This is a genomic window from Serratia sp. TSA_130.1 (assembly GCF_052691795.1).
Map to the genome: position 1 here is coordinate 1,139,209 of NZ_JBQZFS010000002.1, position 20,014 is coordinate 1,159,222.

The window sequence follows — 20,014 nt, forward strand, 5'->3', positions numbered from 1 at the left end:
TCTCTATCTCCATTGATGAATGGCGCCCCTTGCGAGGCCGCCCTTGTGCTCAAGAATGAGCAACGCCCTTTTACTGCTTAAAAACGGTATTCCACCCCGCCCTGCACGGTGCGGCCGCGCCCCAGCGTGTTGGCCAGCGTCTCGCCGTAGCTGACGACGTAGGCGCGGTTGGTCAGGTTCTCCACCGAGCCGCGCAGCGTCAGGCTGTCGGTCAGCTTGTAGCTGGCATACAGATCGAACAGGGTGTACTTCGGCCAGTCGGCCAGGTACGGGTAGTTGGACGGCACCGAACTGTCCTGATAGCCCGGCGCGAAGCGCACGGTCACCCCGGCGTCCAGCTTGCGATCGAAAGCGCGGCCGCCCAGCGTGACCGAGCCGCGATCGCCCGGCAGATAGGCGGCAGTGCCGAACTGCGAGCCCCCGTCGCACGTGACGGCATCATTGGACGCGGCATCCGGTTCAACATAGAAGTTGCCGCGGCGCGAACCGTCGCCATAGCGCAGGCGTCCTCCCAGCCAGGCTTTGTTCGAGCAGAACTCGTTTTTGCCGATCATGTGGGTGTAGGTCAGATCGGCGTAGAACACCCCGGCGTCATAGTTGAGCTGGTACTCCAGCCCGCGGAAGCGGGTTTTCGACAGGTTGTTGACGTAAGCGGCATTGCCGATGCTCGGCTGCACCAGCCCCGGTTTATTGCGGTCTATCGCCAGGTTGATGTAGTTATCCACTTTGGTGTCGAAGTAGGCCACCTTGGCCACCAGCCGATCGCCCTCAAACCACAGATCCGGCTGCTGCACGTTGAACCCGACTTCCCAGGCGCGCGAGCGCTCGGGCTGCAGAAACGGGTTGGGGTATTGCGTGGAGGAGCCGTGCGCACTGCCGTTGGTCAGCGTTTCGGTGATCGCCGGCGGCCGCCAGGATTTGCCGTAGGTGGAATACAGCTCCAGCCACTCCACGCCGGGACGCACCGCCACCGCCAGCGTCGGCGACAGCTTGCCCTGATCGCGATCCACGTCCCAATCTTCGCGGGTGGTGGTTGAACAGCCGGTCAGACGCAGCGCTTTGCAAGGATTGTCAATCGTGTAGCGTTGCCCATCCTTGGCCAAATCCGGATAGCTCAGGCCGGTCTGGCCGCGCAGGCGATAGCGGTCGTAACGCAGCCCGCCCTCCAACGTCAGCCAGCCGTCGTAGTCGTAGGTCAGGTTGGCGAACAGGCTGGCGACCGAACGGTTGCCGGCCGGCGTCACCCCTTCCATGCCCTGACGAGAAGAGTCGCTGGTCGCCTTGTCGTAATAGAACTCCAACCCGTAGTTGGCGCGGAAGTCATGCCCCGGCGCCAGGCTGAAGCGCGAGGTGTTTTGCGCCTGCGCGCCATAGGTACGCAGCCGGGTACGCGTCGCGTAGCCGTTGTCCAGCAGCGAGCTGGTGCTGTAGGTGTCGCTGTCGTCCTGAGTATCGACGTAATACAGCTTGGCCTGAAAATCGAGCCAGTCGACGCCTTCCGGCGCCAGGCTGTAATCAAACGCCGCGTTGCGCGCCATCACGTCGCTGTAACCGGTGCGCTTCCAGCCCAGTTCATAGGGTGGGCGAGTGCCCAGGTTGGTCAGCGTGCCGGCGATCGGCGACGCAGTCTGGGTCTGCAGATAGCTCAGCTGCAGGCGCTGATTGGCGGGCAGATTCCAGCCCACCTTGGCCAGCCGCGAGTGCATGCGGTAATTTGTGTCGGGGATTTTGTTGTTCTTGATGCTCTCGGCGTAGCGATCGTAATTGCCGGTGTCATTATTGATACGAATGTTACCGATATCGCCCTTGTTGCCGGGCCAATAGTCGCCGAGGTGGCGTTCGCTGGCGGCCAGCAGGATATCGCCGGTTTCGTTGCCCAATGCCAGTATGCTGCTGCCGATGAAGTGGGTGCCGTTATCGCCGGTGCTGGCGTGCAGCTTGCCGCCCAGCTCTTTGCCCGGCGCCAGGAAATCGCTCGCGCTGACGGTATTGAAGGTGGCGATGCCGCCGAGCGTGCCGGCGCTGCCCATGCCGCCGGTGGTGCCCTTGTCGATGGTCACGCCGGACAGCAGTTCGGAATCGATGTACATGGTGCCATTACGCTGGCCATGGCCGCTCTTTTGAAAATTCTGCCGCATGCCGTCGATGTTCATGTTCACCCGGCCATAGTCTTGTATGCCGCGGATGTTGACCGACAGCGCCGGATCTTGCTGGCTGACGCTGGAATAGGCCCCCGTAGTCTGCTCCAGAATATCGGCCGCGTGCCGCGCCGGGCGGTTGTCCATCTGTTCGCGGCTGATGACGCTGACCGAGCGCGGTTCGTCGTAAACCCAATCGTTGGCGTTGATGCCGCCGGCGCCCAGCACCGTCAGGCTGTCCAGCGCCAGCGCGCCACCGTCGCCGTTTGCCGCTGGCAACCGGCTCAATACGATCTGCCCCTGCGGCTGCAGGCGGAAAGCCACCGGATTGTTGCCAATCAAGCGCCGCAGGCCCTGTTCAACGCTCATGCTGCCGTTCAGCGCCGCCGCCTGCATGCCGTCGAGCTTCACCTCGTCGAAAAATACCTGCATATCGGCCTGCTCGGCGAAGCGCAACATGGCGCTCTGCAGCGGCTGCGCCGCAATGTTGAAATTCTTTTGCTGTGCGGCCTGCGCGCTGCTCGCATCAGCCTGGGCGGCGAGCGCTACCGCCGGCTGAGTCAGCATCATCGCCGCCAGCGCGGCGCGTACCGCCGTGGCCAATCGGCCGGCCGGCGTGGTTCCCTTGTGAATAAACATGCGTGTGTGTTCCACCCGAAAGAATGCCAAACTAAGTGATAATGGAAATCAATCTCGTTTAAACATAAGGACGTTCCGGGAGGCAAAAACCCGTAAAGATTTTTTACAGAAAGTGAAAATAGCGGCGAAACGGGCATCCCGGCCCGCCTTTAGCCGCTCAGTAAAGCAATGTGATGCCGGGGAGATTCAGTTGGCGGGCGGAGAGTTCCTGACGAATGGCGCCGACGCCGTCGTCGAGTTTATTGAGCGCGAACACGCCGCTCACCGTGCGCGCTCTTAGCGCGGGATTGACCGCCACGATGCGGGTTTCGCGATAGCGATTGAGCTGCGCGAGCGCCTGCGTCAGCGGTTGGCGGTCGATCACCAGCCAGCCGCGCCGCCAGGCGTCATCGCCGGCCGTTTGCCTCGTCAGCCACAGCAGGCCGCTGCGGTAATGCGCCGCCTGACGTTGCGCGACCACCAGCGAGCGCTCGCCGCGCTCGAGCGTCACCCGCACGCTGTGCTGATGCACGCTGACGTCTACGCCCTGCCCGGTGCGCGCCACGCTGAACTCGGTGCCCAGCGCCTGCGTAACGCCGTTTTCCGCCTCCACCCTGAACGGGCGACGTTCCGACCCGCCCAGCGGCGCGACGATAAAATAGGCGGTACCGCGCAGCAGCCGCACCTTGCGCTCGTCTGCAGAATACGCCAGCGCGATCGCGCTGCCGCTGTCCAGCGCCACCCGGCTGCCGTCCGGTAGCGCGACTTCGCGCACCTCGCCGCGAACGGTTTGATAATCCGCCTGCAGGCCGCTCCACAGATCCGGCCCGCGATAAACGCCGAAGGAAACGGCGATCGCCACCGCAGCCGCCACCGCCCAGCGGGGCCATCGATGGCGAGAGGGCGTTTTCAGCGCCGCCACCTGCGGCTGTAGCGCCTGCCGCTGCTCTGGCGGCAGCTGCCCCAGCGTCGCCCAAAGCAGGCGAGCCTGACGCAGCGCCGCCGGATGCTGCGGATCAGCGGCCAGCCAGGCGTCCAGCGCTTGCCGCCGATCGTCGGGCAGCGCCCCTTCGGCCAGGCATACGGCCCAGGCCGCCGCCTGCTGTCGCACCTGTGCGGTTAGCGGTTTCATGATGACGTAGACCCCTGTTTTTTCTGGTTATAGGTTAAGACGTCTGAGGGCGGATAAACCCGTAAAAAAATTGCCATTATTGTTCGCCCATCCGCGCCATCAGCCGCTCCAGCGCGCTGGCCAAGTGTTTCTCCACCGTGCTGAGCGACACCCCCAGCTGCGCCGCCACCTGCGCCTGGGTCAGCCCGTCGAGCCGGTTAAGGCGGAAAACCTGCTGCGTGCGCGGCGGCATGCCCGCCAACGCCTGTTGCAACAGCTGCAGCAGTTGGCCATCGATCGCCCGCTGTTCGAGCGCCGGTTCGCCGGAGGGGTACTGCGCCAGAATGTCGTCTTCTACCGCTTCGGTTTGCCGCCGCTGCTGCTGCCGCAGATGGTCGAGCATCAGATTTTTGGCGGTTTTATACAGGTAGGCCTCGATATCGAGAATATTGCCCTGCGGGTATTGCTCGGTGAGGCGGGTAAAACTTTCCTGCGCCAAATCCGCGGCCAGCTGAGGGTCGCGCAGTTTGGCATTCAAATAGGCTTGCAGCGGCCGCATGTGGCGCAGAAATAGCGCCTGCAACTCGGAATTGGACATCTCTTTTCCCAGAAGTGAAACACCCAATAGGGGCGATAAAAATCACATAAATGATTATCATTATCAATATTGTTCTGGGAAATATGTGCTAAGGCGGGAATAACAGGAAACCGGCCTGACGCCGGTTTCCGCTGGGCTGCAGGTCAGAGCTCTAACGCCTCGTCCTCATAGCGGTGCTTGGCGTCGAGCGCTTCCTGCTCGGTTTCATGTTCACTGAGCAGCGTATTCGGCTCAATGTCGTCGGTGCGCACTTCAAAACGGCGCAGATGCAGACTCGGGTCGCCCCGAAACACCTCTACGACGCGGGCGCTCCGTGGATAAGCAGGTTGATCATTTTCGCGCATGCCGTTCTCCCGTGTGTTTCACACAGTAGCAAGTATAGCAGCCGCCCTCATTCCGACACGCGCGAGCCAAGATCGCGATCGCCGGGGGCGCCCACCAACAGCTCGGTCAATTCGTCGCAGGCGCAAATGCGGCCTTCACGCACGGTGAAGTGCGCCAGCACCCGCACGCGGCTGCAGGAGCCATCGCGCTTTTCCACCTCGACCAGATGGTGGGTCAGCACCGCCTCGCCCTGCGCCGCCGCCGCGATCACGCTCAGCGTCATGCGGCGAGTTTGCCGCTTCAGCAGCGCCATGTGTTGCTCAAACTGCTCGAAGTTCAGCACCTTGCCATCCACCTGCTGGCGGTAGCCTGCGCTGAAACGGGCGGCGAGCTGCGTCGGCCGATGTTCCGGGCTGGCGACAACCTGCTGCAGCGTATCGAGTACCAGGTTCAGCGGGGTAAGTTGAGTCATCACGTTTCTCCGAAATGGGGGGAATGGCGATCCTATCCCGGCCAGGCGATGGCATAATAACCGCATCAAGACTTTCAATAACGTTAAACGGCCAATATGACGCAGATCCGCAGCCAACGCCTTCAGCATGAAAGAAAGCACCTGACGCCCTGGCACCGGCACGACGGCGGCCAGATCTATCTCTTGACGCGCGGCATGCTGGCGCTGGAACTGCCTGGCCGGCAATGGGCGATCACCGGCGGTGCGCTGGGCTGGCTGCCGCCGGGGTGCCCCCATCAGGCACTGGCCTGTGGCGATGTGGCGGGCTGGAGTCTGTATCTGCCGGTGGAAAGCGCGCCGGAGATGCCGCCGCAGCCGCAGCTGTTCACCGCCTCAGCGCTGTTGCAGGCCCTGGTGGAACGCATCGCGCAGTTCTCCGCCGGCCCGATGAGCGCGCCGCAACGGCGGCTGCTGCAGGTGCTGCTGGATGAAATGCACACGGCAAGCCGCGCGCCGTTGCAATTGCCGCTGCCGCAGGACGCCCGGTTGCTGAACATCGCCCGGGCGCTGCTGAACGATCCCGCCAGCCTGCACAGCCAGCGCGACTGGGCCGCCTGGGCCGGGCTCAGCCCGCGCACCCTGAGCCGCCGCTTTCTGCAGGAAACCGGCATCAGCTTCGCGCTGTGGCGCCAACAGGCGCGGGTATTGCGTTCACTGGAGGGATTATCACGCGGCGAAGCGGTCAGCGAGGTGGCCGACGCCTGCGGCTATGACAACGTCAGCGCCTACATCGCCGCCTTTCGCCGCCGCTTCGGCGTCACGCCCGGCGCGTACTTTGCAGCCGCTCGGCAAAGGGAATAAGAAAACGGGCGCCCAGCGCCCGAAGAGAAGAAAAGGTTATTTCACCGTCTCACGCGGCAGCACCGCGAGGATTTGTTCCACCACCCGCTGGGGATCGGCGGCGCCGTCCATCACGTAATGCGCGGCATCCTGATACAGCGCTTCACGCGCGGCCAGCACCTCGAGCATCTCTTCGGCGATCGGCCTGCCGGTGAGCGTCGGGCGCTGCGCATCTTCCGGGTACTCTTCCAACCGCTGCGCCAACACGCTGGCCGGCGCGCGCAGGTAGATAACGGTGCCATGCTGGCGCATAAACTGACGGTTTTCCTCCGCCAGGATCGCCCCGCCGCCAGTGGCAACTATAGTTGACGGCTTGGTCACGGTTTGCAACGCGATGGTCTCGCGGCGACGAAACCCCAGCCAGCCCTCGCGCTCGACCATTTCCGCCACGCTCATCTGCGCCGCCTGCTGCATAAACAGATCGGTATCGACGAACTGATAGCCCAACGCCAGCGCCAATGCGCTGCCTACCGTGGTCTTGCCGGCTCCGCGAGCGCCTATCATGAATAGGGTTTGTGTCATTACGGGTTGTCCCTTATGCGGTGACTTGAGTGCATTGCATACCAAAATACCGAGCGGGTGCGATGGCGTGGTGGCAGCATCATACCCCGCCCACTCTGTATTTCAATATTTACGATAGTGTAAATTCCATGGCACAGCGACTGCCAGCGGCAAAGCCGTGCGCCAGATCCTCATCCAGATGCCGCCGCAAGGCGGCCGTGAGCCGCGCGTCGTCGAGCGGCCGGAACCCCAGCCGCCGGTAATAAGGCGCATTCCACGGCACGTCAATGAAGGTGGTGAGCGTCAGGCGAGCGGCGCCCTGGCGTTTGGCTTCTTCCGCCACCGCCCCGATCAGGCGGCGGCCGACGCCCTGCCGTTGCCAGGCGCCGGCGACCGACAATTCGGCGATATGCCAGTCTTCCCCCTGAGCCTGCACGGCGATAAAACCGGCGCACTCGCCGTTGTCGCTTTCGGCCAGCCATTCACGGCGTTCGGCGATAAACGCGGCGTGCTGTTGCGGGCTCATCACCTCGCCTTCGGCGATAAAGCGCCACGCCGGCTGCTGGCGAAACAGCTGCGCCGCCGAGCGTTCAACCGCCATCAGATGCGCGATATCCCGCTGCTGCGCCAAACGAATTTGCAGGCTCATGGGTTCTCCTTAACGTTGGGGCGGTTATTTAAGCAAATTTCACCGCCCGCGGCTCAGAAATCGATACTGCCGCGCAGCACCACCTCACGCGGTTCCCCCACCGCCACGCGCAAATTGCCGCCGCTGGACGGGTAATAGGTTTTATCGAACAGGTTCTTCACGTTCAGCTGCCATTTCACCCGATAGCCGTTGATCGGCATGGTGTAAGCGGCGAACGCATCGGCAACGGTGTAATTATCCAGATTGAAGCTGTTAGCGGCATCGCCCGGGCGGCGGCCCACGTAGCGCGCACCGGCGCCGATACGCATCTCATCGCCGCTGTACAGGCCGGGGCTGCCCAGGTTCTGGGTCAGGAACAGCGAGGCGGTATGGCGCGCCACGTTGGTCATCTCTTTGCCCTTGTTGTCCGGATCGTCCACCACGCGCGCGTCAGTATACGCATAGGTACCGATCAGGCTCAGCGAGTCGGTGAGGTTACCGGCCACGTCCAGCTCCACGCCCTGCGAACGCACGCGCCCGGCGGTGCGCGTCACGGTTTCACCCTCCACCAGCTCACTGACCATGACGTTGCGTTTGGTGATGTCGAACAGCGCCAGCGTGCCGGTGACGCCGTTCGGCAACGCCAGCTTGCCGCCGACTTCCCACGACTTGCCCTGTTCCGGCGGCAGCGAATCAATTTGGGTGGCGATGGAGGAGTTAGGCTTGAACGACTCGGTATAACTGCTGTACAGCGACACGTAAGGCGTCAGCTTGTAGACCACCCCGGCGCGCGGCACCAGCTTGCCGTCCGAACTGTCGGTGTTGGTCTGGAACGGCCGCCCCTTGCCGGCATAGACGTCGAAAGCGTCGTAACGCAGCCCGCCCATCACCAGCCATTTATCGGTCAGTTGGATGGAATCCTGCATAAACCAGCCGTAGCTGGTGAGATTTTCCCGCTGGTCGCTGTCTTTGGCGCTGACCGCGGTCGACGGCGGCATCAGGCCGTATACCGGATGATAGATATTGAAATCGCTGTTCTTTTTACCGCGAATCATGTCGCCACGGTAGGTACGGTTATCTTCAAAATCGAAGCCGAACAGCATCTGGTGGTTGATGCGCCCCCAGTCCACGTCACCATTGAGCGTCAGCTGCACCGCATTGGCGTGGCTGACAGCATGGGCGGTCGAGTCGGCCTGGCGGCTCAACACGCCGGTCACCGGGTTCAGCGCCGTGGCGCGCGCCTGATTGTCGCTGTAGCTGTTGCGGCTGTAGGCGTAGGTCAGCGAGCTTTTCCAGCGCTCGTTGAGCGTTTGATCGATCTGCAGAGTGACGCTGTCCTGATCGCCGCGGGTGGCGTTATAGGCTTCGTCGAAACGGCGATCGCGCGGCGTATTCACCGGTTTGCCGGTGCGCGAATCGATAATGGTGCCGCGATCGAACGGCACCCGATATTCCATATGTTCATAGGCCAGCCGCACGGTGGTGTTCTCGCCATACCACATCAACGAGGGCGCGATCACCGTCTGGCGGTTGCGGCCGAAATTGCGCCAGTAGTCGGTTTCATCGTGATCGACGATCATGCGATAGGCGAATCCCGACGTGCCGAGCGGCCCGGTGACGTCGAGCTGGCCGCCGCCGCCGTTGAAGCTGCTGCCCCAGCCTTCCACATGAGTGCGCTGCTGCAGCTGGGGTTTTTTGGTGATCATGTTGATCATGCCGCCCGGTTCCCCCATGCCGTACAGCATCGAAGCCGGCCCCTTGAGCACCTCTACCCGCTCGGTGGTCGGCGTGAAGTTGCGCGCCTGCACCGAGCGCACGCCGTCGCGCAGAATGGAGCCGTCGCGGTTGTCGCCGAAACCGCGTTTCATTACCGCGTCCTGGGTGCCGCCCAGCGTGTTGGCCTGGGTAATGCCGCTGACGTTGTACAGCGCTTCATCCAGGCTGCTGACCGCCTGATCGGCAATCACCTGCTGCGGCACCACGTCGATCGCCTGCGGCACGTTCAGCAGGTTGGTTTCGCTGCGGGTGCCGGTGACGCTGGTCAACGGCTGATAGCTCTGCACGCCGTCGGCGTCTTTGCGGCCGATCACCACCAGGCTTTCTTCCTGCGACGCGGTTTTTTCCGCCGCCCACGTCGGCGATGTCGCGCAGGCCGCCAACGGCAATGCGCACCACCAGCCGCGTTTGTTGTTATTCATTATCTAACTGACTCCAATAGGTCCCTGAAAAAGGTAACGGCAAAAACTGCTGATACAGCTGTTGGAAGGTCTGCTGCGGGTTGATGTCGGCGAACAGATCCGGGTAAAACGCTTTGGCGAACACCTCGACCAGCACCACGTGGTACGGGCTGAGGTAAAAGTTGTGCCAGACGCTCCAGGCGCGGTGGTTTTTCACCGCCTGCAGGTTGGTCAGCATCGGCTGTTTGGCGATCAGCCGGCGGAAGCTGTCGGCGGCCTCTTGGCGGCTGACCTGCGGCCCGAGGCGCAGATCGGACAGCCGTTTGCCCTGCGGCCCGGCCATGCCGGTGGCGAGGTACACGTCGGGATTGGCGCTCAGAATGGTTTCCGGGTTCAGCTCGCCATACACCCCTTTGACGCTGGCGTTGGCGATGTTGTCGCCGCCGGCGAAGGTCAGCAGATCGCCGAGGTTGCCGTGCGCGGCGGTGGTGCAACAGGTGTCGCGCCGCCCCAGATGCAGGTGCAGCATCACTTTGGGCTTCGGCCCCTGATAGCCCGCCAGGCGCTGCTGAATCACAGCCATATGCTGCTGATAAAACTGGATGAACTGCTCGGCGCGCTGCCGGCGATTGAGCACGTCGCCCAGCAGCCGCACGCTCGGCACGGTGTTGTTCAGCAGATCGATGCGCAGATCGACGTAGATCACCGCCACGCCGGCCTTGTTCAACGCAGAAACCAACCGATCGTTGTCGCCGTCTTCACGCGCATAGCGCGCCAGGATCACCAGATCCGGTTTCAGCTGCAGCAGGCTTTCGACATTGACCTGGCGAAAGTTATTGCCGCTGATGACGGGGATCTGGGCTATCTGCGGAAACTGCTGCGTATAAAGCTGCCAGCTTTGCGCATCGAAACGCGCCAGATCCGCCGGCCAGCCGACGATGCGCTGCGCCGGGTTGCCCGGCTCCAGCAGCGCCAGCGTATACAACATGCGGCTCTCCCCCACCACGATGCGCTGCGGATTGTCCGGCACCACAACCTGACGGCCGGTGATATCGGTCACCGTCTTCGCCTGGGCGGAGAACACGCCGAACCACAGAGAAAGCAGCAGTAAAATGAGGAAATTGCGCATGATTGAGCCGAAAGGGGGAAATAATGTGCGCATGATAATCACTCTCATTAGCACTTGCAATCCCGCGCCGCCATTGCCAAAAGAAATCCGGGAAACGGCGCCGGGCGTGCGGCAAACACGGCGAAACCGCTAAAATAACGGCTTTAAAAAGTTAAAAAAATGGCGGGGAAATCGGTTAAATAGAACGGGGAAACAGCTAAAAACCGGGAGACCTCCATGACTCAACGCATCATTCCGCTGTCGGATTGCCCGCAGTTTGCCGATGTGTGCGCCGCCTGGGCATTCGGCCAGTGGGGTTCACAGCGCGGCGGCTCGCTGGAGCGCACCCAGCTGCGTTTCGCCCAATGCAGCCGACCGGGCGACGACCACCTGACGCTGATGATGATCGACGGCGATCGTCCGGTGGGCATGGCCAGCCTATGGCCCAGCGACGACCATCAGCGCCAGGATCTCACCCCGTGGCTGGCCGGCGTCTTCGTGCATCCCGATCACCGCCGCAAGGGCATCGCCCGCCGTCTTGAAATGGCCATCGTCGAGGCGGCGCGGCAGCGCCATCACTCGGTTCTGCATCTCATTACCGACAAATCGGAAGCGCTGTACGCCGGCTGGGGTTGGCAACCTCTGGAGCGCCGGCGGCAGCATGACGAAGAGGTGGTGGTGATGGAGAAAAAACTGTAGCTAACGCGGCGTACAGACATACACCAGCGCCGGCGGGAAGTTGCGCACCACCCGCAGGCGCTTCCAGTGAAAATAGCGCGACAGCAATTTTTCCGACAGGTGGCTGTATTGGAACAGCACCAGCGTGCCGTTGCGCGCCAGCAGCCGCTGCCGGGCCTGCTGAAGAATGCGTACGCTGATCCTGACCGGGATCGACAGCAGCGGCAGGCAGGAAAACACCACGTCGTAATCCGTGGCCATCCGGGTCGCCGAATGGCCCATCACCTGCAGCCGCCGATCGTCAATCCCGCGCAGCCGATGCACGAAATGGGGTTGGATCTCGAAGGCCTCCAGCGCCGCATCGGCGCGCATCCGCCCCAGAATGCGTTTGGTCAGCACGCCGTCCGCCGCGCCCAGTTCCGCGATCGACAGCGCCCGGGTCCATTCAACCTGATTCAGCATCGCCTGACACAGCCACGGGGAAGAAGGCGCCAGCGTACCGACGGTGCGCGGTGAAGCCATAAATTGCTGCAGGTAAGCGAAGTGATTCATCAGTTGCAGTCGGGTCGCATTTAACATTGAGGCCTCCTTGGGTTAAGCCCTCAATGTGAGCCGAATTTCTTAAGTAATCATTAACATGATTCCGAAAGCGGCGGACACAGTTGTAATAAAATGCAACCTCATCAGCGGCGCGCAAAGAAAAACGGTCGCAATAATGATCTGAGAATAAGCGGTTTATGCGCCGACCGTTCAGATAATTATTGCGACCGTTTATTTTTTTGGCCGCGTTGCCGCGGCCAGAGGGTAAAAAGCTAACGCTTAGCGATAAATTTCCGCATTGCCGCGCCAGTTGCTGGAGTCCCCGGGGGTGTCCAGACCGATAATGCGATAATGACTGGCGCCGTCCGCCGCGGCTTTTTCTTTCAGGGCGGTGATGGCGTCATGCGGTGAGCCGCTAACGCCGGAAACCGACACGACGCCGAGGCTTTGCAGATTGGCGGCCTGCTCGCTGTTGACCTGTTTTACCGACGACAGCGGCGCGGCGAAAGTGGAAAATGAAGCGGCGGCGATCAATACGGCTGCGATGCTTGGGATAAGTTTCATGATTGACTCCAGGTGTTCTTGTTTATTCGCTCGTTGTCAGTGATGTTAATTATCCGCTAGCCAATGAAAACGGACGTCATGCAACGTAAAGAACATCAATCATTGTGAGGAGAATAAGGAGGAAGTGAGAGCGGGTGTGTATTTTCAGGCGAGAATGACTTTATAGGCTTCACCTTACCCCTATTTGATGAACAATTAAAGACGGCGCGTGATAAAGAATGCGCGCCGCGTCTATTTAAGATTTTTTACCCGCCGGAGCGCGCTGAGCTACGCTGAATTTTGTGGCTTACCCTTTAAGGAAGAACGCTTATGTCGCAAAAACTGCTGCGCGTGCGTGACGGTCAGGGCGCGTCGGTCTCATTTTCCGAGCTGCTGTTCGATCTGATCTACGTTTTCGCCGTGACCCAACTTTCCCACTATCTGTTGCATCACCTGACGCTGACCGGCGCGCTGGAAACCCTGCTGCTGTGGTTCGCCGTCTGGCTGGCCTGGCAATACACCGCCTGGGTCACCAACTGGTTCAATCCGGATACCCGCCAGATCCGCCTGTTGCTGTTCGCGATCATGCTGCTGGGGCTGTTCGCCGCCGCCGCGTTGCCGCAGGCGTTTGGCGAACGCGGTCTGATCTTCGCCCTGTTCTACGTCGCCATTCAGGTCGGGCGCTCCGCCACGGTATTGCGCCTGCTGGCGCCCGATCATCCGTTAAAACAAAACTTTCGCCGCATTCTCGGCTGGCTGTGCATCTCCGCCGTCTTCTGGATCGCCGGCGGGCTGGCGGAAGGCCATGTTCGCCTGGCGCTGTGGGCGATCGCCGTCTTGTGCGAATACGTCTCGCCGATGTTCGGTTTTCGCCTGCCGGTGCTGGGGCGCTCGGACAGCAGCAGCGAATGGACCATCGAAGGCCACCATCTGGCGGAGCGCTGCCAGCTGTTCGTGATCGTGGCGCTGGGGGAAACCATTCTGATCACCGGCGCCACCCTGAGCGAAATGGAAAGCTGGAGCCTGCCGGTGCTCATCGCTTCGCTGGTGGCCTTTCTCGGCAGCCTGGCGATGTGGTGGGTTTACTTCGACACCAGCAGCAAAGCCGGCAGCCACGCCATCAGCCAGGCGGAAAATCCCGGCCAGCTGGGCGCTTATTTCCATTATGTGCACGTCGCGCTGGTGGGGGCGATCATCGTCTGCGCCGTGGCCAACGAGCTGGTGATCGCCCATCCCGACGGCCGCATCCAACACGCCACGGCGGCGGTGCTGCTGCTCGGCCCGGCAATTTACCTGTTCGCCAACGCGCTGTACAAACGGCTGGTGTATCGCCGCTTCCCGCTGTCGCATCTGGTCGGGCTGCTGGCGCTGGGGGTATTGGCCCCGATCGCCTATTTAACCGACCTGCTGATGGTCAATGGCCTGACGACGCTGATCATGGTGGTGGTGGCGGCGTGGGAGAGCATCTCGCGCGGCAGAGCGCCGCAGCGGCACGCGCAAGCCTGAATCAAACGGGGGCGCAATCGCCCCCGCTGTGAGATTGATGACAAACCTCATGCCATTGCCGGGTTTGCAGAGAGCAGTGGATAAAAAACAAGGAAAATCAATTTATTGATTTTCGGCTGATGGCCACAAAGGAGGAAAAACCCATGTTTTTTCCTCCTTTGTCAGCGGTCTGACGGGGGCGCAATCGCCCCCGATGTCGGTCACTTCAAGGATTGCGGCAAGGTGAGCACCCAGAGCTCACTCAGCGATTCCGGCTGCTCCAGAGGGCGCAATTCGATGCGGGCGTCGGTTTTGTCACCGTCGAGGCTCAACCGCCCTCCTTTCTCCAGCTGATAGTCGCCGATTTTCTTGCTCTTTGGCGACGCCTCCACCAGCGTGGCCTGCAAGCCGAAATCGTTGTCATTGATCACCGCCAACGTGCGATCGTCGATCAGCGCCAACCCTTCCGCTTTCTCCTGGCGCCAGCCCAACTGACGCAGATCCGCCACTTCCCGTTTCTGCGCCAGCTTCACGCCGCGTTTAGCCAGATCTTTCGCATCGTCGAACTCCAGCGCTTTACCCTGGCCGTCAAACGCGCTCAGATCGCTGGCCTGCGCGAGATCCACCAGATAGATCTTGTTGATCATCGACTTATCTTTACCGGTTCCCTGTTCAATCAACAGGATGCGCTGGTTGTCCAACGCCACGACATCGCCAATTTTGGCGTCTTTGGCTTTTTTATAGCTGTCGATATCGATGGGATAGCCGTACATGGCGGTTTTGCCACTGCGCGGATCGAAGCTCACCAGCCGGGTAAACTGCGCCTTGTTTTTGCTTTTGCCATCGACATCCAGCGTGCTCTGCACCGCCGCCAGAATTCGCCCGTCCGGCATCCGGGTCAATCCTTCAAAACCGCGGTTGGGCTGACGCCATTTCAGGATGTTCGGCAAACCGCCCGCCACCGCTTGTTCGCCGGCCTGCGGCGTTGGGCCATATTTGGCGAGGATTTTACCTTTGCCGTCGATATGGATCAGAAACGGGCCGTACTCATCACACAGCCAATAGCCGCCGTTGCCGTCACCGGTCACCCCTTCGGTATCCAACCCGCGGCGATCGCCGGACAGCGGCTGCAACGCGTCGTTCAACGCCACTTCGTTTGTAGAACCAATCAGCTCGCCCGGCAACGGCAGCCCGCCGATCGGCCCTTTTTCGTCGTGCAAGGGCCGCGCATTCTCGGCTACGGCCTTGCCGCCGCCGATACGAATGTCCATCAACAGAGGCGTGAATTGCGGATTGGCGAAAATCTTGGCCTCTTGCTTGCCTACCGCAGGAGCATCAGCATTCGGGCCGCGATCGGTCAGCGTCGTCAGCACCAAATCGTCGCCCTGCTTCTTGTTGAACATCAATCCGGAGCCGATCCCTACCGGCAATCCCTGCGGGAAATGCTTGGCGAACACCCCCTGATAGGCGACGCGTTCCCCGCCGGGGAAACCGACCACATAACGCGCCACCTCAATGTCGGCAGCGTGAGCCAATACCGGAAACAGTGAAGCCAACAACAGGGAGAGCGATTTTATTTTCATATTTTTTACCCGAGGTTAAATGAAGCGTTGTCAGGCAGAAGACGATATTAATTTAGCATGACACTTAGATGACAATAGGCAATTCGTCAAATGCACATCAGGCAATAAGGCTGGCTGGCAAATAGAAATTAGCAATTAACCTGAGCATATTGAATGGAGAAAACCGCTGGAAAAAACCGCCCGGAAATAGCCCGCCGTTTTGCTTAGGGTAAATTCTTATAACAAAGATAAAAAAATCGGCAAACGCGCGTCAACACGGCGAAAAACGGTGTTTTTCTCATAGACAAAATAAAATGTCAGGGATTTAATACCGCCGTTATTCAAGGTGCATTAAGAAAATTCTATAGAATATCTGCATGAACTTAAAAAGCTGTTCTATAGTTTTTAGTGCTAACGCCCGTTAGTCTATTCCGCAGGATGGAATCTATGTCAAAGCGACTTTTTGCTGAATTTTTTGGCACATTTTGGTTGGTGTTTGGTGGTTGTGGTAGCGCAGTATTGGCAGCGGCATTCCCACAGCTGGGTATTGGTTTCCTCGGCGTCGCGCTCGCTTTCGGTCTGACCGTAGTGACGATGGCCTATGCCGTCGGCCATATTTCCGGCGGGCATTTTAACCCGGCGGTCACCGTCGGCTTATTCGCCGGCGGCCGTTTCGCGGCGAAAGACGTGATCCCTTACGTTATCGCACAGGTGATCGGCGGTATCGCCGCAGCGTCGGTGCTGTATTTGATCGCCAGCGGCAAAGCCGGTTTCGACGCCACGGCAGGCGGTTTCGCCTCCAACGGTTACGGCGAACACTCACCGGGCGGTTACTCTCTGCAAGCCGCAATCGTGATTGAGCTGGTGCTGACCGCCTTCTTCCTGATCGTTATTCATGGCGTGACCGACAAGCGCGCGCCGGCAGGCTTTGCCCCGCTGGCTATCGGCCTGACGCTGACGCTGATCCACCTGATCAGCATCCCGGTGACCAACACCTCCGTCAACCCGGCGCGCAGCACCGGCGTAGCGATCTTCCAGGGCACCTGGGCGCTGCAGCAGCTGTGGGTGTTCTGGCTGGTGCCGCTGGTCGGCGGCATTATCGGCGGCCTGATCTACCGCTGCCTGCTGGAAGACAAAAAATAAGCGTATCGCAGTCGATCGCGTTTCACGGGGCAGCCTTCATCGGCTGCCCCGTTGCTTTTAGCCCTTCATCACTTCAAACATCATGATATCGCTGGTGAAGGAGCCGTCCGGCTGGATGGCGAAATGCTCCGCCACCTCCTGCGACACGCTTTGCTGCAGCGCGCGGATCGCGGTGACGAAATGCGCCGGCGTGCGCATGCGCGCCACCCAACTGCCGAACTCCAGCGTCAATCGATCCGACGTCACCTCGCGTACCACCAGCCCGGCCTCGGTCAGCAACGTCAGCCACTCGCCCGGCGCATAGTTGCGCACGTGCGAGGTGTCGCGCAGCACTTCCACGGTTTGCAGGTAGATATCCAGCAGCGGGTGCCCCGGCGAGACCACGTCCATAAAGATCGCGCTGCCGCCCGGTTTGAGTACCCGCCTGACCTCGCGCAGCGCCTGGCCGACATCGCGCCAGTGGTGCGCCGAATAGCGGCTGATGACCAGATCGAAACTGGCGTCCTCAAACGGCAAAGACTCCGCCACGCCCTGCTGCTGCTGAATGTTGTTCAGGCCTTTTTCCGCCGCCGCCTGCTTCACCACCGCCAACATTTGCGCCGACAGATCGTAGGCCACCACCTGCGACACGCTGGCCGCCGCGGTGAAGCTGGCATGCCCCGCGCCGCAGCCCAGATCGAGCAGGCGCGCTTCGGCGTGCGGCGCCAGTAACCGCGCCAGACGTTGCAAATCCTTGCCCTGCGCATGCACCGCGCTGGTTAAATAGGCATTGGCCTGCTCGCCGAACTGCCGGTCTACCGCATTGTTATGGCTGTTGCTGTTGCTCATGTTTGCTCCTGTTATTATCCGGCTTGCGCCTGTGCCTGAAGGCTTTCGGCTACTATAATCAGGCTACTATACGGGTACAATATGAGCAGTTATCCTGGTATAAATAGGTACCATGCTATGTCATCAGAAGCCTTATCCGGGCCAAAAGCCCTCGGCGCGTTTCTGCGCGCGCACCGCGAACGCATCACGCCGGAAATGATCGGCCTGCCCAGCTCTTCGCGCCGCCGCACCAGCGGCCTGCGCCGCGAAGAGCTGGCGCAAATCAGCGGCATCAGCGCCACCTGGTATACCTGGATCGAACAGGGCCGCGAGGTGTCCATTTCCCCTTTCACGCTGGCGCGCATCGCCAAAGCGCTGCGGCTCGGCCCGGCCGAACGCCACTACCTGTTTACCCTGGCGCGTATCGCCGACCCCGAGCAGGAAGCGCACCGCGAAACCGCCAATGACGCGGTGCTGCAAAGCGTGCATCAGATGACGGTGCCCTGCTATCTGCTGGACGTGAGCTGGAACGTCGTCGCCTGGAACCCGCAGGCGGCGGCACTGTTCAGCGGCTGGCTGGATGTGGCCAACAGCCCCAACCTGCTGCACTTCATGTTCTTCCACCCGTTGGCGAAAACGCTGGTCAGCGATTGGGAAGAGCGCGCGCGCCGCGTGGTGGCCGAGTTTCGCGCCGAGACCAGCCATCATCAAAATACCGAAGAGATGCGCGCCTTCGTGCGCAACATGACGCACAACAGCGCGGACTTTAATCACTGGTGGAAGCAACATGACGTCATGGCGCGCGAAGGCGGCGAAAGAGCGTTCGAGCATCCTCAGCGAGGCGCGCTGCGCTATCGCCAACTCACCTTCCATCCGGCGGAGCACGCCGGTCTGAAGCTGGTGATGCTGATCCCGCTGCCGCAATTGGTAACAAATTCATAGGCAGGTTTACCCGCCATTTATTTATTGGTTCATGTAAACGCGCTAGGGTAATTGATACCGATGATAGTGATCATCCAGCACCGTTATTTATCTCCTGAGGTACTCCTATGCAATCCGAAGAACAACGCCTTATCGATGGTCTGTTTGGCCGCCTGAAAGAAGCCGAGACCAAGACGGGCCCACGGGATCTCCAGGCAGAGCAGCAAATCAACCAGCATATTCGCGAGCAGCCTTCCGCCCCTTATTACATGGCGCAGGCGATGATTATTCAGGAAGCGGCGCTCAAGCAGATGGATCAGCGGGTCAAAGAGCTGGAGGCCCAGGTGGCGCAGCTGCAGCAAACCGCCAACGGCCAGCAGAGCAGCGGCGGCTTCCTGGCCGGCCTGTTCGGCGGCGGCAGCCGCAGTACGCCAAGCCCGCGCGAACAGTATCAGGCGCAGCAGCAAAATACGGCGGCCTGGAACAACGCGCAGCAGCCGCAGCAACCGGCCTATGCCCCACCGCAGCAGGCGGCGCCTTCACGCGCCGGCGGCTTCCTGGGAGGCGCCTTGCAAACGGCGGCGGGCGTCGCCGGCGGCGTAGTATTGGCCGACATGCTGACCGGCATGTTCCGCCATTCACAACCACAGGAAATCGTAAATATTATCGAGGAAACCCCGGCGCCGCTGGACGACAGCGCAATGCGCAATTTCGACGCCTCCAACAACCTGGATACCTTCAACAACGGCGATGGCGGCAGCTTCCTCAACCAGGACAACGGCTTCCAGAACGCCAACTATCAGGACGACACGGACTACGCCGACGACGATTACAGCGACGACGACGACTCCTTCCTGTAATTCCCTTCGCCCCCTCTCACCCGCAGAGGGGGATTTCCCGTTTCGCCAATCTGGTCTACAGTGAACGCTGTTCATTTATCCAGCAGAGAGAAACGATGACAAGCTTTAATCCTTCCACCCCTTTCTTCAGTGAACGCCTGCAGATGCGCCCACCGGTGATGGCGGATCTCGCGCGTTTCTACGCCATCTTCGGCGATCCGCAAACGCAGCGTTTCAATCCCGCCGGCCCACTCACCAGCGAAGCGCAGGCCGCATCGGCGCTGCAAGAGAGGATTTCCGGGTGGCAACAACAGGGTTACGGTTCCTGGGCGATCGCTCTGCGCGAACGGCCGGATTGGATTATCGGCTTTGGCGGATTGTCCCGGAAACCGCTCGGGGCGCAGCGCACCGTGAACCTCGGCTATCGCTTCGATACTCGCGTCTGGGGCATGGGATTGGCCACCGAGATGGCGCGGGCATCGCTGCAATACGGTTTTGCCGGATTGGCGCTGGAGGAGATTTCCGCCATTGTGCGTGCGGAGAATCAGGCGTCGTGGCGAGTGCTGGAAAAGATCGGCATGCAGCGGGTGGATACGCTGGATGACGTGCCCGGCGCGGCGCCGAGCCTGGTGTATACGCTAAAGCGCTGCGACTATCAGGGCTGATCGTCGCTGATTTTGGCCAACGCCATGCGGTAAGATTTGACCTTCTGGCGCTTTTTCAACCAGGTGGCGGTAGAGACAATGAATACCGCGCCCGACATCGCCAATACGCCGGTTGGATGGCCATAAAACACCATCAAGGCAAAGTAGACGGCGGAAACGATCGCCACCCATTTCGCCGTATTGCCCATGTCGTTTTTCTCTTGGGTCAAACGGCGGATGTGCTCTTCTTCACTGATTCCCATACGCGCTCCTTGTTGGCTGAATGACCCATTATATG

21 protein-coding genes are annotated in these 20,014 nt (G+C 60.8%); 7 read left to right on the forward strand and 14 right to left on the reverse strand.

What is annotated here, in order from left to right:
- Positions 1-77 precede the first annotated feature (77 nt).
- From ACUTQY_RS12345 to ACUTQY_RS12365, 5 genes are all read right to left on the reverse strand, one after another.
- Complete coding sequence (locus tag ACUTQY_RS12345; RefSeq protein ID WP_046688343.1) at positions 78-2,777, reverse strand: TonB-dependent receptor; 2,700 nt, start codon at positions 2,775-2,777, stop codon at positions 78-80.
- Positions 2,778-2,934: 157 nt separating this feature from the next.
- A complete protein-coding gene (locus tag ACUTQY_RS12350) occupies positions 2,935-3,888 on the reverse strand; it encodes a FecR family protein (RefSeq protein WP_046688342.1) in 954 nt (317 codons plus the stop codon).
- Between the two features lie 76 nt (positions 3,889-3,964).
- Positions 3,965-4,465, reverse strand: a complete 501-nt coding sequence (locus ACUTQY_RS12355) for an RNA polymerase sigma factor (protein ID WP_046688341.1) — start codon at positions 4,463-4,465, stop codon at positions 3,965-3,967.
- Between the two features lie 143 nt (positions 4,466-4,608).
- Positions 4,609-4,809 (reverse strand): YaiA family protein, encoded by a 201-nt coding sequence (locus tag ACUTQY_RS12360; protein WP_046688340.1) that lies wholly within the window; start codon positions 4,807-4,809, stop codon positions 4,609-4,611.
- Between the two features lie 47 nt (positions 4,810-4,856).
- Entirely contained in the window at positions 4,857-5,261 is a 405-nt protein-coding gene (locus tag ACUTQY_RS12365) for a nuclear transport factor 2 family protein (RefSeq protein WP_046688339.1), read from the reverse strand.
- Positions 5,262-5,357: 96 nt separating this feature from the next.
- Between ACUTQY_RS12365 and ACUTQY_RS12370 the strand changes: the two genes are divergently transcribed.
- Positions 5,358-6,101 (forward strand): helix-turn-helix domain-containing protein, encoded by a 744-nt coding sequence (locus tag ACUTQY_RS12370; RefSeq protein WP_047572480.1) that lies wholly within the window; start codon positions 5,358-5,360, stop codon positions 6,099-6,101.
- Positions 6,102-6,137: 36 nt separating this feature from the next.
- On the opposite strand, the gene aroL is transcribed toward ACUTQY_RS12370, so the two are convergent.
- The 4 genes from aroL to ACUTQY_RS12390 all read right to left on the reverse strand — a co-directional run bounded on the left by aroL (position 6,138) and on the right by ACUTQY_RS12390 (position 10,575).
- Entirely contained in the window at positions 6,138-6,662 is a 525-nt protein-coding gene (aroL, locus tag ACUTQY_RS12375; protein WP_033642032.1) for a shikimate kinase AroL, read from the reverse strand.
- 109 nt (positions 6,663-6,771) lie between these two features.
- Entirely contained in the window at positions 6,772-7,290 is a 519-nt protein-coding gene (locus tag ACUTQY_RS12380; RefSeq protein WP_033642031.1) for a GNAT family N-acetyltransferase, read from the reverse strand.
- Positions 7,291-7,343: 53 nt separating this feature from the next.
- Positions 7,344-9,467, reverse strand: coding sequence for a TonB-dependent siderophore receptor (locus ACUTQY_RS12385; RefSeq protein ID WP_046688336.1), 2,124 nt, complete (start codon positions 9,465-9,467; stop codon positions 7,344-7,346).
- Positions 9,460-10,575, reverse strand: a complete 1,116-nt coding sequence (locus tag ACUTQY_RS12390) for an ABC transporter substrate-binding protein (RefSeq protein WP_046688335.1) — start codon at positions 10,573-10,575, stop codon at positions 9,460-9,462. The genes ACUTQY_RS12385 and ACUTQY_RS12390 overlap by 8 nt, the downstream gene beginning before the upstream one ends.
- Positions 10,576-10,791: 216 nt before the next feature.
- Between ACUTQY_RS12390 and ACUTQY_RS12395 the strand changes: the two genes are divergently transcribed.
- A complete protein-coding gene (locus tag ACUTQY_RS12395) occupies positions 10,792-11,253 on the forward strand; it encodes a GNAT family N-acetyltransferase (RefSeq protein ID WP_033642028.1) in 462 nt (153 codons plus the stop codon).
- Here ACUTQY_RS12395 and ACUTQY_RS12400 read toward each other — a convergent pair whose 3' ends face one another.
- Together ACUTQY_RS12400 and ACUTQY_RS12405 are read right to left on the reverse strand one after the other, a co-directional pair.
- Positions 11,254-11,811 carry a class I SAM-dependent methyltransferase gene (locus tag ACUTQY_RS12400; protein WP_033642027.1) on the reverse strand — a complete coding sequence of 186 codons (558 nt, stop codon included), beginning with the start codon at positions 11,809-11,811 and terminating at the stop codon, positions 11,254-11,256.
- 240 nt (positions 11,812-12,051) lie between these two features.
- Complete coding sequence (locus ACUTQY_RS12405; protein WP_033634035.1) at positions 12,052-12,336, reverse strand: YdgH/BhsA/McbA-like domain containing protein; 285 nt, start codon at positions 12,334-12,336, stop codon at positions 12,052-12,054.
- A 309-nt stretch (positions 12,337-12,645) separates the two neighbouring features.
- Here ACUTQY_RS12405 and ACUTQY_RS12410 point away from each other — a divergent pair, with 309 nt between their 5' ends.
- Entirely contained in the window at positions 12,646-13,821 is a 1,176-nt protein-coding gene (locus ACUTQY_RS12410; protein WP_046688333.1) for a low temperature requirement protein A, read from the forward strand.
- Positions 13,822-14,021: 200 nt separating this feature from the next.
- Here the strand turns inward: ACUTQY_RS12410 and ACUTQY_RS12415 are convergent, their stop codons facing one another.
- A complete protein-coding gene (locus ACUTQY_RS12415; protein ID WP_046688332.1) occupies positions 14,022-15,383 on the reverse strand; it encodes an esterase-like activity of phytase family protein in 1,362 nt (453 codons plus the stop codon).
- A gap of 426 nt (positions 15,384-15,809) precedes the next feature.
- Here ACUTQY_RS12415 and aqpZ point away from each other — a divergent pair, with 426 nt between their 5' ends.
- Positions 15,810-16,505, forward strand: a complete 696-nt coding sequence (aqpZ, locus tag ACUTQY_RS12420; protein WP_033642023.1) for an aquaporin Z — start codon at positions 15,810-15,812, stop codon at positions 16,503-16,505.
- 57 nt (positions 16,506-16,562) lie between these two features.
- Here aqpZ and ACUTQY_RS12425 read toward each other — a convergent pair whose 3' ends face one another.
- The gene (locus ACUTQY_RS12425) at positions 16,563-17,333 is read right to left on the reverse strand and encodes a class I SAM-dependent methyltransferase (RefSeq protein WP_046688331.1); all 771 of its coding nucleotides are present in this window, start codon (positions 17,331-17,333) and stop codon (positions 16,563-16,565) included.
- 117 nt (positions 17,334-17,450) lie between these two features.
- On the opposite strand from ACUTQY_RS12425, the gene ACUTQY_RS12430 reads away from it, so the two are divergent.
- From ACUTQY_RS12430 to ACUTQY_RS12440, 3 genes are all read left to right on the forward strand, one after another.
- The gene (locus tag ACUTQY_RS12430) at positions 17,451-18,254 is read left to right on the forward strand and encodes a helix-turn-helix transcriptional regulator (protein WP_033642020.1); all 804 of its coding nucleotides are present in this window, start codon (positions 17,451-17,453) and stop codon (positions 18,252-18,254) included.
- Positions 18,255-18,361: 107 nt separating this feature from the next.
- Positions 18,362-19,093 carry a DUF2076 domain-containing protein gene (locus tag ACUTQY_RS12435; protein WP_033642019.1) on the forward strand — a complete coding sequence of 244 codons (732 nt, stop codon included), beginning with the start codon at positions 18,362-18,364 and terminating at the stop codon, positions 19,091-19,093.
- Positions 19,094-19,188: 95 nt separating this feature from the next.
- Positions 19,189-19,737, forward strand: a complete 549-nt coding sequence (locus tag ACUTQY_RS12440) for a GNAT family N-acetyltransferase (protein ID WP_046688330.1) — start codon at positions 19,189-19,191, stop codon at positions 19,735-19,737.
- Here ACUTQY_RS12440 and ACUTQY_RS12445 read toward each other — a convergent pair.
- Positions 19,728-19,979, reverse strand: a complete 252-nt coding sequence (locus ACUTQY_RS12445; RefSeq protein WP_033642017.1) for a hypothetical protein — start codon at positions 19,977-19,979, stop codon at positions 19,728-19,730. The genes ACUTQY_RS12440 and ACUTQY_RS12445 overlap by 10 nt on opposite strands.
- Positions 19,980-20,014: the final 35 nt, after the last annotated feature.

What these genes read in the sequence shown, in the direction of transcription:
- ACUTQY_RS12345 (WP_046688343.1), bottom strand. Translation starts at nt 2,777, where the DNA reads ATGTTTATTCACAAGGGAACCACGCCGGCCGGCCGATTGGCCACGGCG.
- ACUTQY_RS12350 (WP_046688342.1), bottom strand. Translation starts at nt 3,888, where the DNA reads ATGAAACCGCTAACCGCACAGGTGCGACAGCAGGCGGCGGCCTGGGCC.
- ACUTQY_RS12355 (WP_046688341.1), bottom strand. Translation starts at nt 4,465, where the DNA reads ATGTCCAATTCCGAGTTGCAGGCGCTATTTCTGCGCCACATGCGGCCG.
- ACUTQY_RS12360 (WP_046688340.1), bottom strand. Translation starts at nt 4,809, where the DNA reads ATGCGCGAAAATGATCAACCTGCTTATCCACGGAGCGCCCGCGTCGTA.
- ACUTQY_RS12365 (WP_046688339.1), bottom strand. Translation starts at nt 5,261, where the DNA reads ATGACTCAACTTACCCCGCTGAACCTGGTACTCGATACGCTGCAGCAG.
- ACUTQY_RS12370 (WP_047572480.1), top strand. Translation starts at nt 5,358, where the DNA reads ATGACGCAGATCCGCAGCCAACGCCTTCAGCATGAAAGAAAGCACCTG.
- aroL (WP_033642032.1), bottom strand. Translation starts at nt 6,662, where the DNA reads ATGACACAAACCCTATTCATGATAGGCGCTCGCGGAGCCGGCAAGACC.
- ACUTQY_RS12380 (WP_033642031.1), bottom strand. Translation starts at nt 7,290, where the DNA reads ATGAGCCTGCAAATTCGTTTGGCGCAGCAGCGGGATATCGCGCATCTG.
- ACUTQY_RS12385 (WP_046688336.1), bottom strand. Translation starts at nt 9,467, where the DNA reads ATGAATAACAACAAACGCGGCTGGTGGTGCGCATTGCCGTTGGCGGCC.
- ACUTQY_RS12390 (WP_046688335.1), bottom strand. Translation starts at nt 10,575, where the DNA reads ATGCGCAATTTCCTCATTTTACTGCTGCTTTCTCTGTGGTTCGGCGTG.
- ACUTQY_RS12395 (WP_033642028.1), top strand. Translation starts at nt 10,792, where the DNA reads ATGACTCAACGCATCATTCCGCTGTCGGATTGCCCGCAGTTTGCCGAT.
- ACUTQY_RS12400 (WP_033642027.1), bottom strand. Translation starts at nt 11,811, where the DNA reads ATGTTAAATGCGACCCGACTGCAACTGATGAATCACTTCGCTTACCTG.
- ACUTQY_RS12405 (WP_033634035.1), bottom strand. Translation starts at nt 12,336, where the DNA reads ATGAAACTTATCCCAAGCATCGCAGCCGTATTGATCGCCGCCGCTTCA.
- ACUTQY_RS12410 (WP_046688333.1), top strand. Translation starts at nt 12,646, where the DNA reads ATGTCGCAAAAACTGCTGCGCGTGCGTGACGGTCAGGGCGCGTCGGTC.
- ACUTQY_RS12415 (WP_046688332.1), bottom strand. Translation starts at nt 15,383, where the DNA reads ATGAAAATAAAATCGCTCTCCCTGTTGTTGGCTTCACTGTTTCCGGTA.
- aqpZ (WP_033642023.1), top strand. Translation starts at nt 15,810, where the DNA reads ATGTCAAAGCGACTTTTTGCTGAATTTTTTGGCACATTTTGGTTGGTG.
- ACUTQY_RS12425 (WP_046688331.1), bottom strand. Translation starts at nt 17,333, where the DNA reads ATGAGCAACAGCAACAGCCATAACAATGCGGTAGACCGGCAGTTCGGC.
- ACUTQY_RS12430 (WP_033642020.1), top strand. Translation starts at nt 17,451, where the DNA reads ATGTCATCAGAAGCCTTATCCGGGCCAAAAGCCCTCGGCGCGTTTCTG.
- ACUTQY_RS12435 (WP_033642019.1), top strand. Translation starts at nt 18,362, where the DNA reads ATGCAATCCGAAGAACAACGCCTTATCGATGGTCTGTTTGGCCGCCTG.
- ACUTQY_RS12440 (WP_046688330.1), top strand. Translation starts at nt 19,189, where the DNA reads ATGACAAGCTTTAATCCTTCCACCCCTTTCTTCAGTGAACGCCTGCAG.
- ACUTQY_RS12445 (WP_033642017.1), bottom strand. Translation starts at nt 19,979, where the DNA reads ATGGGAATCAGTGAAGAAGAGCACATCCGCCGTTTGACCCAAGAGAAA.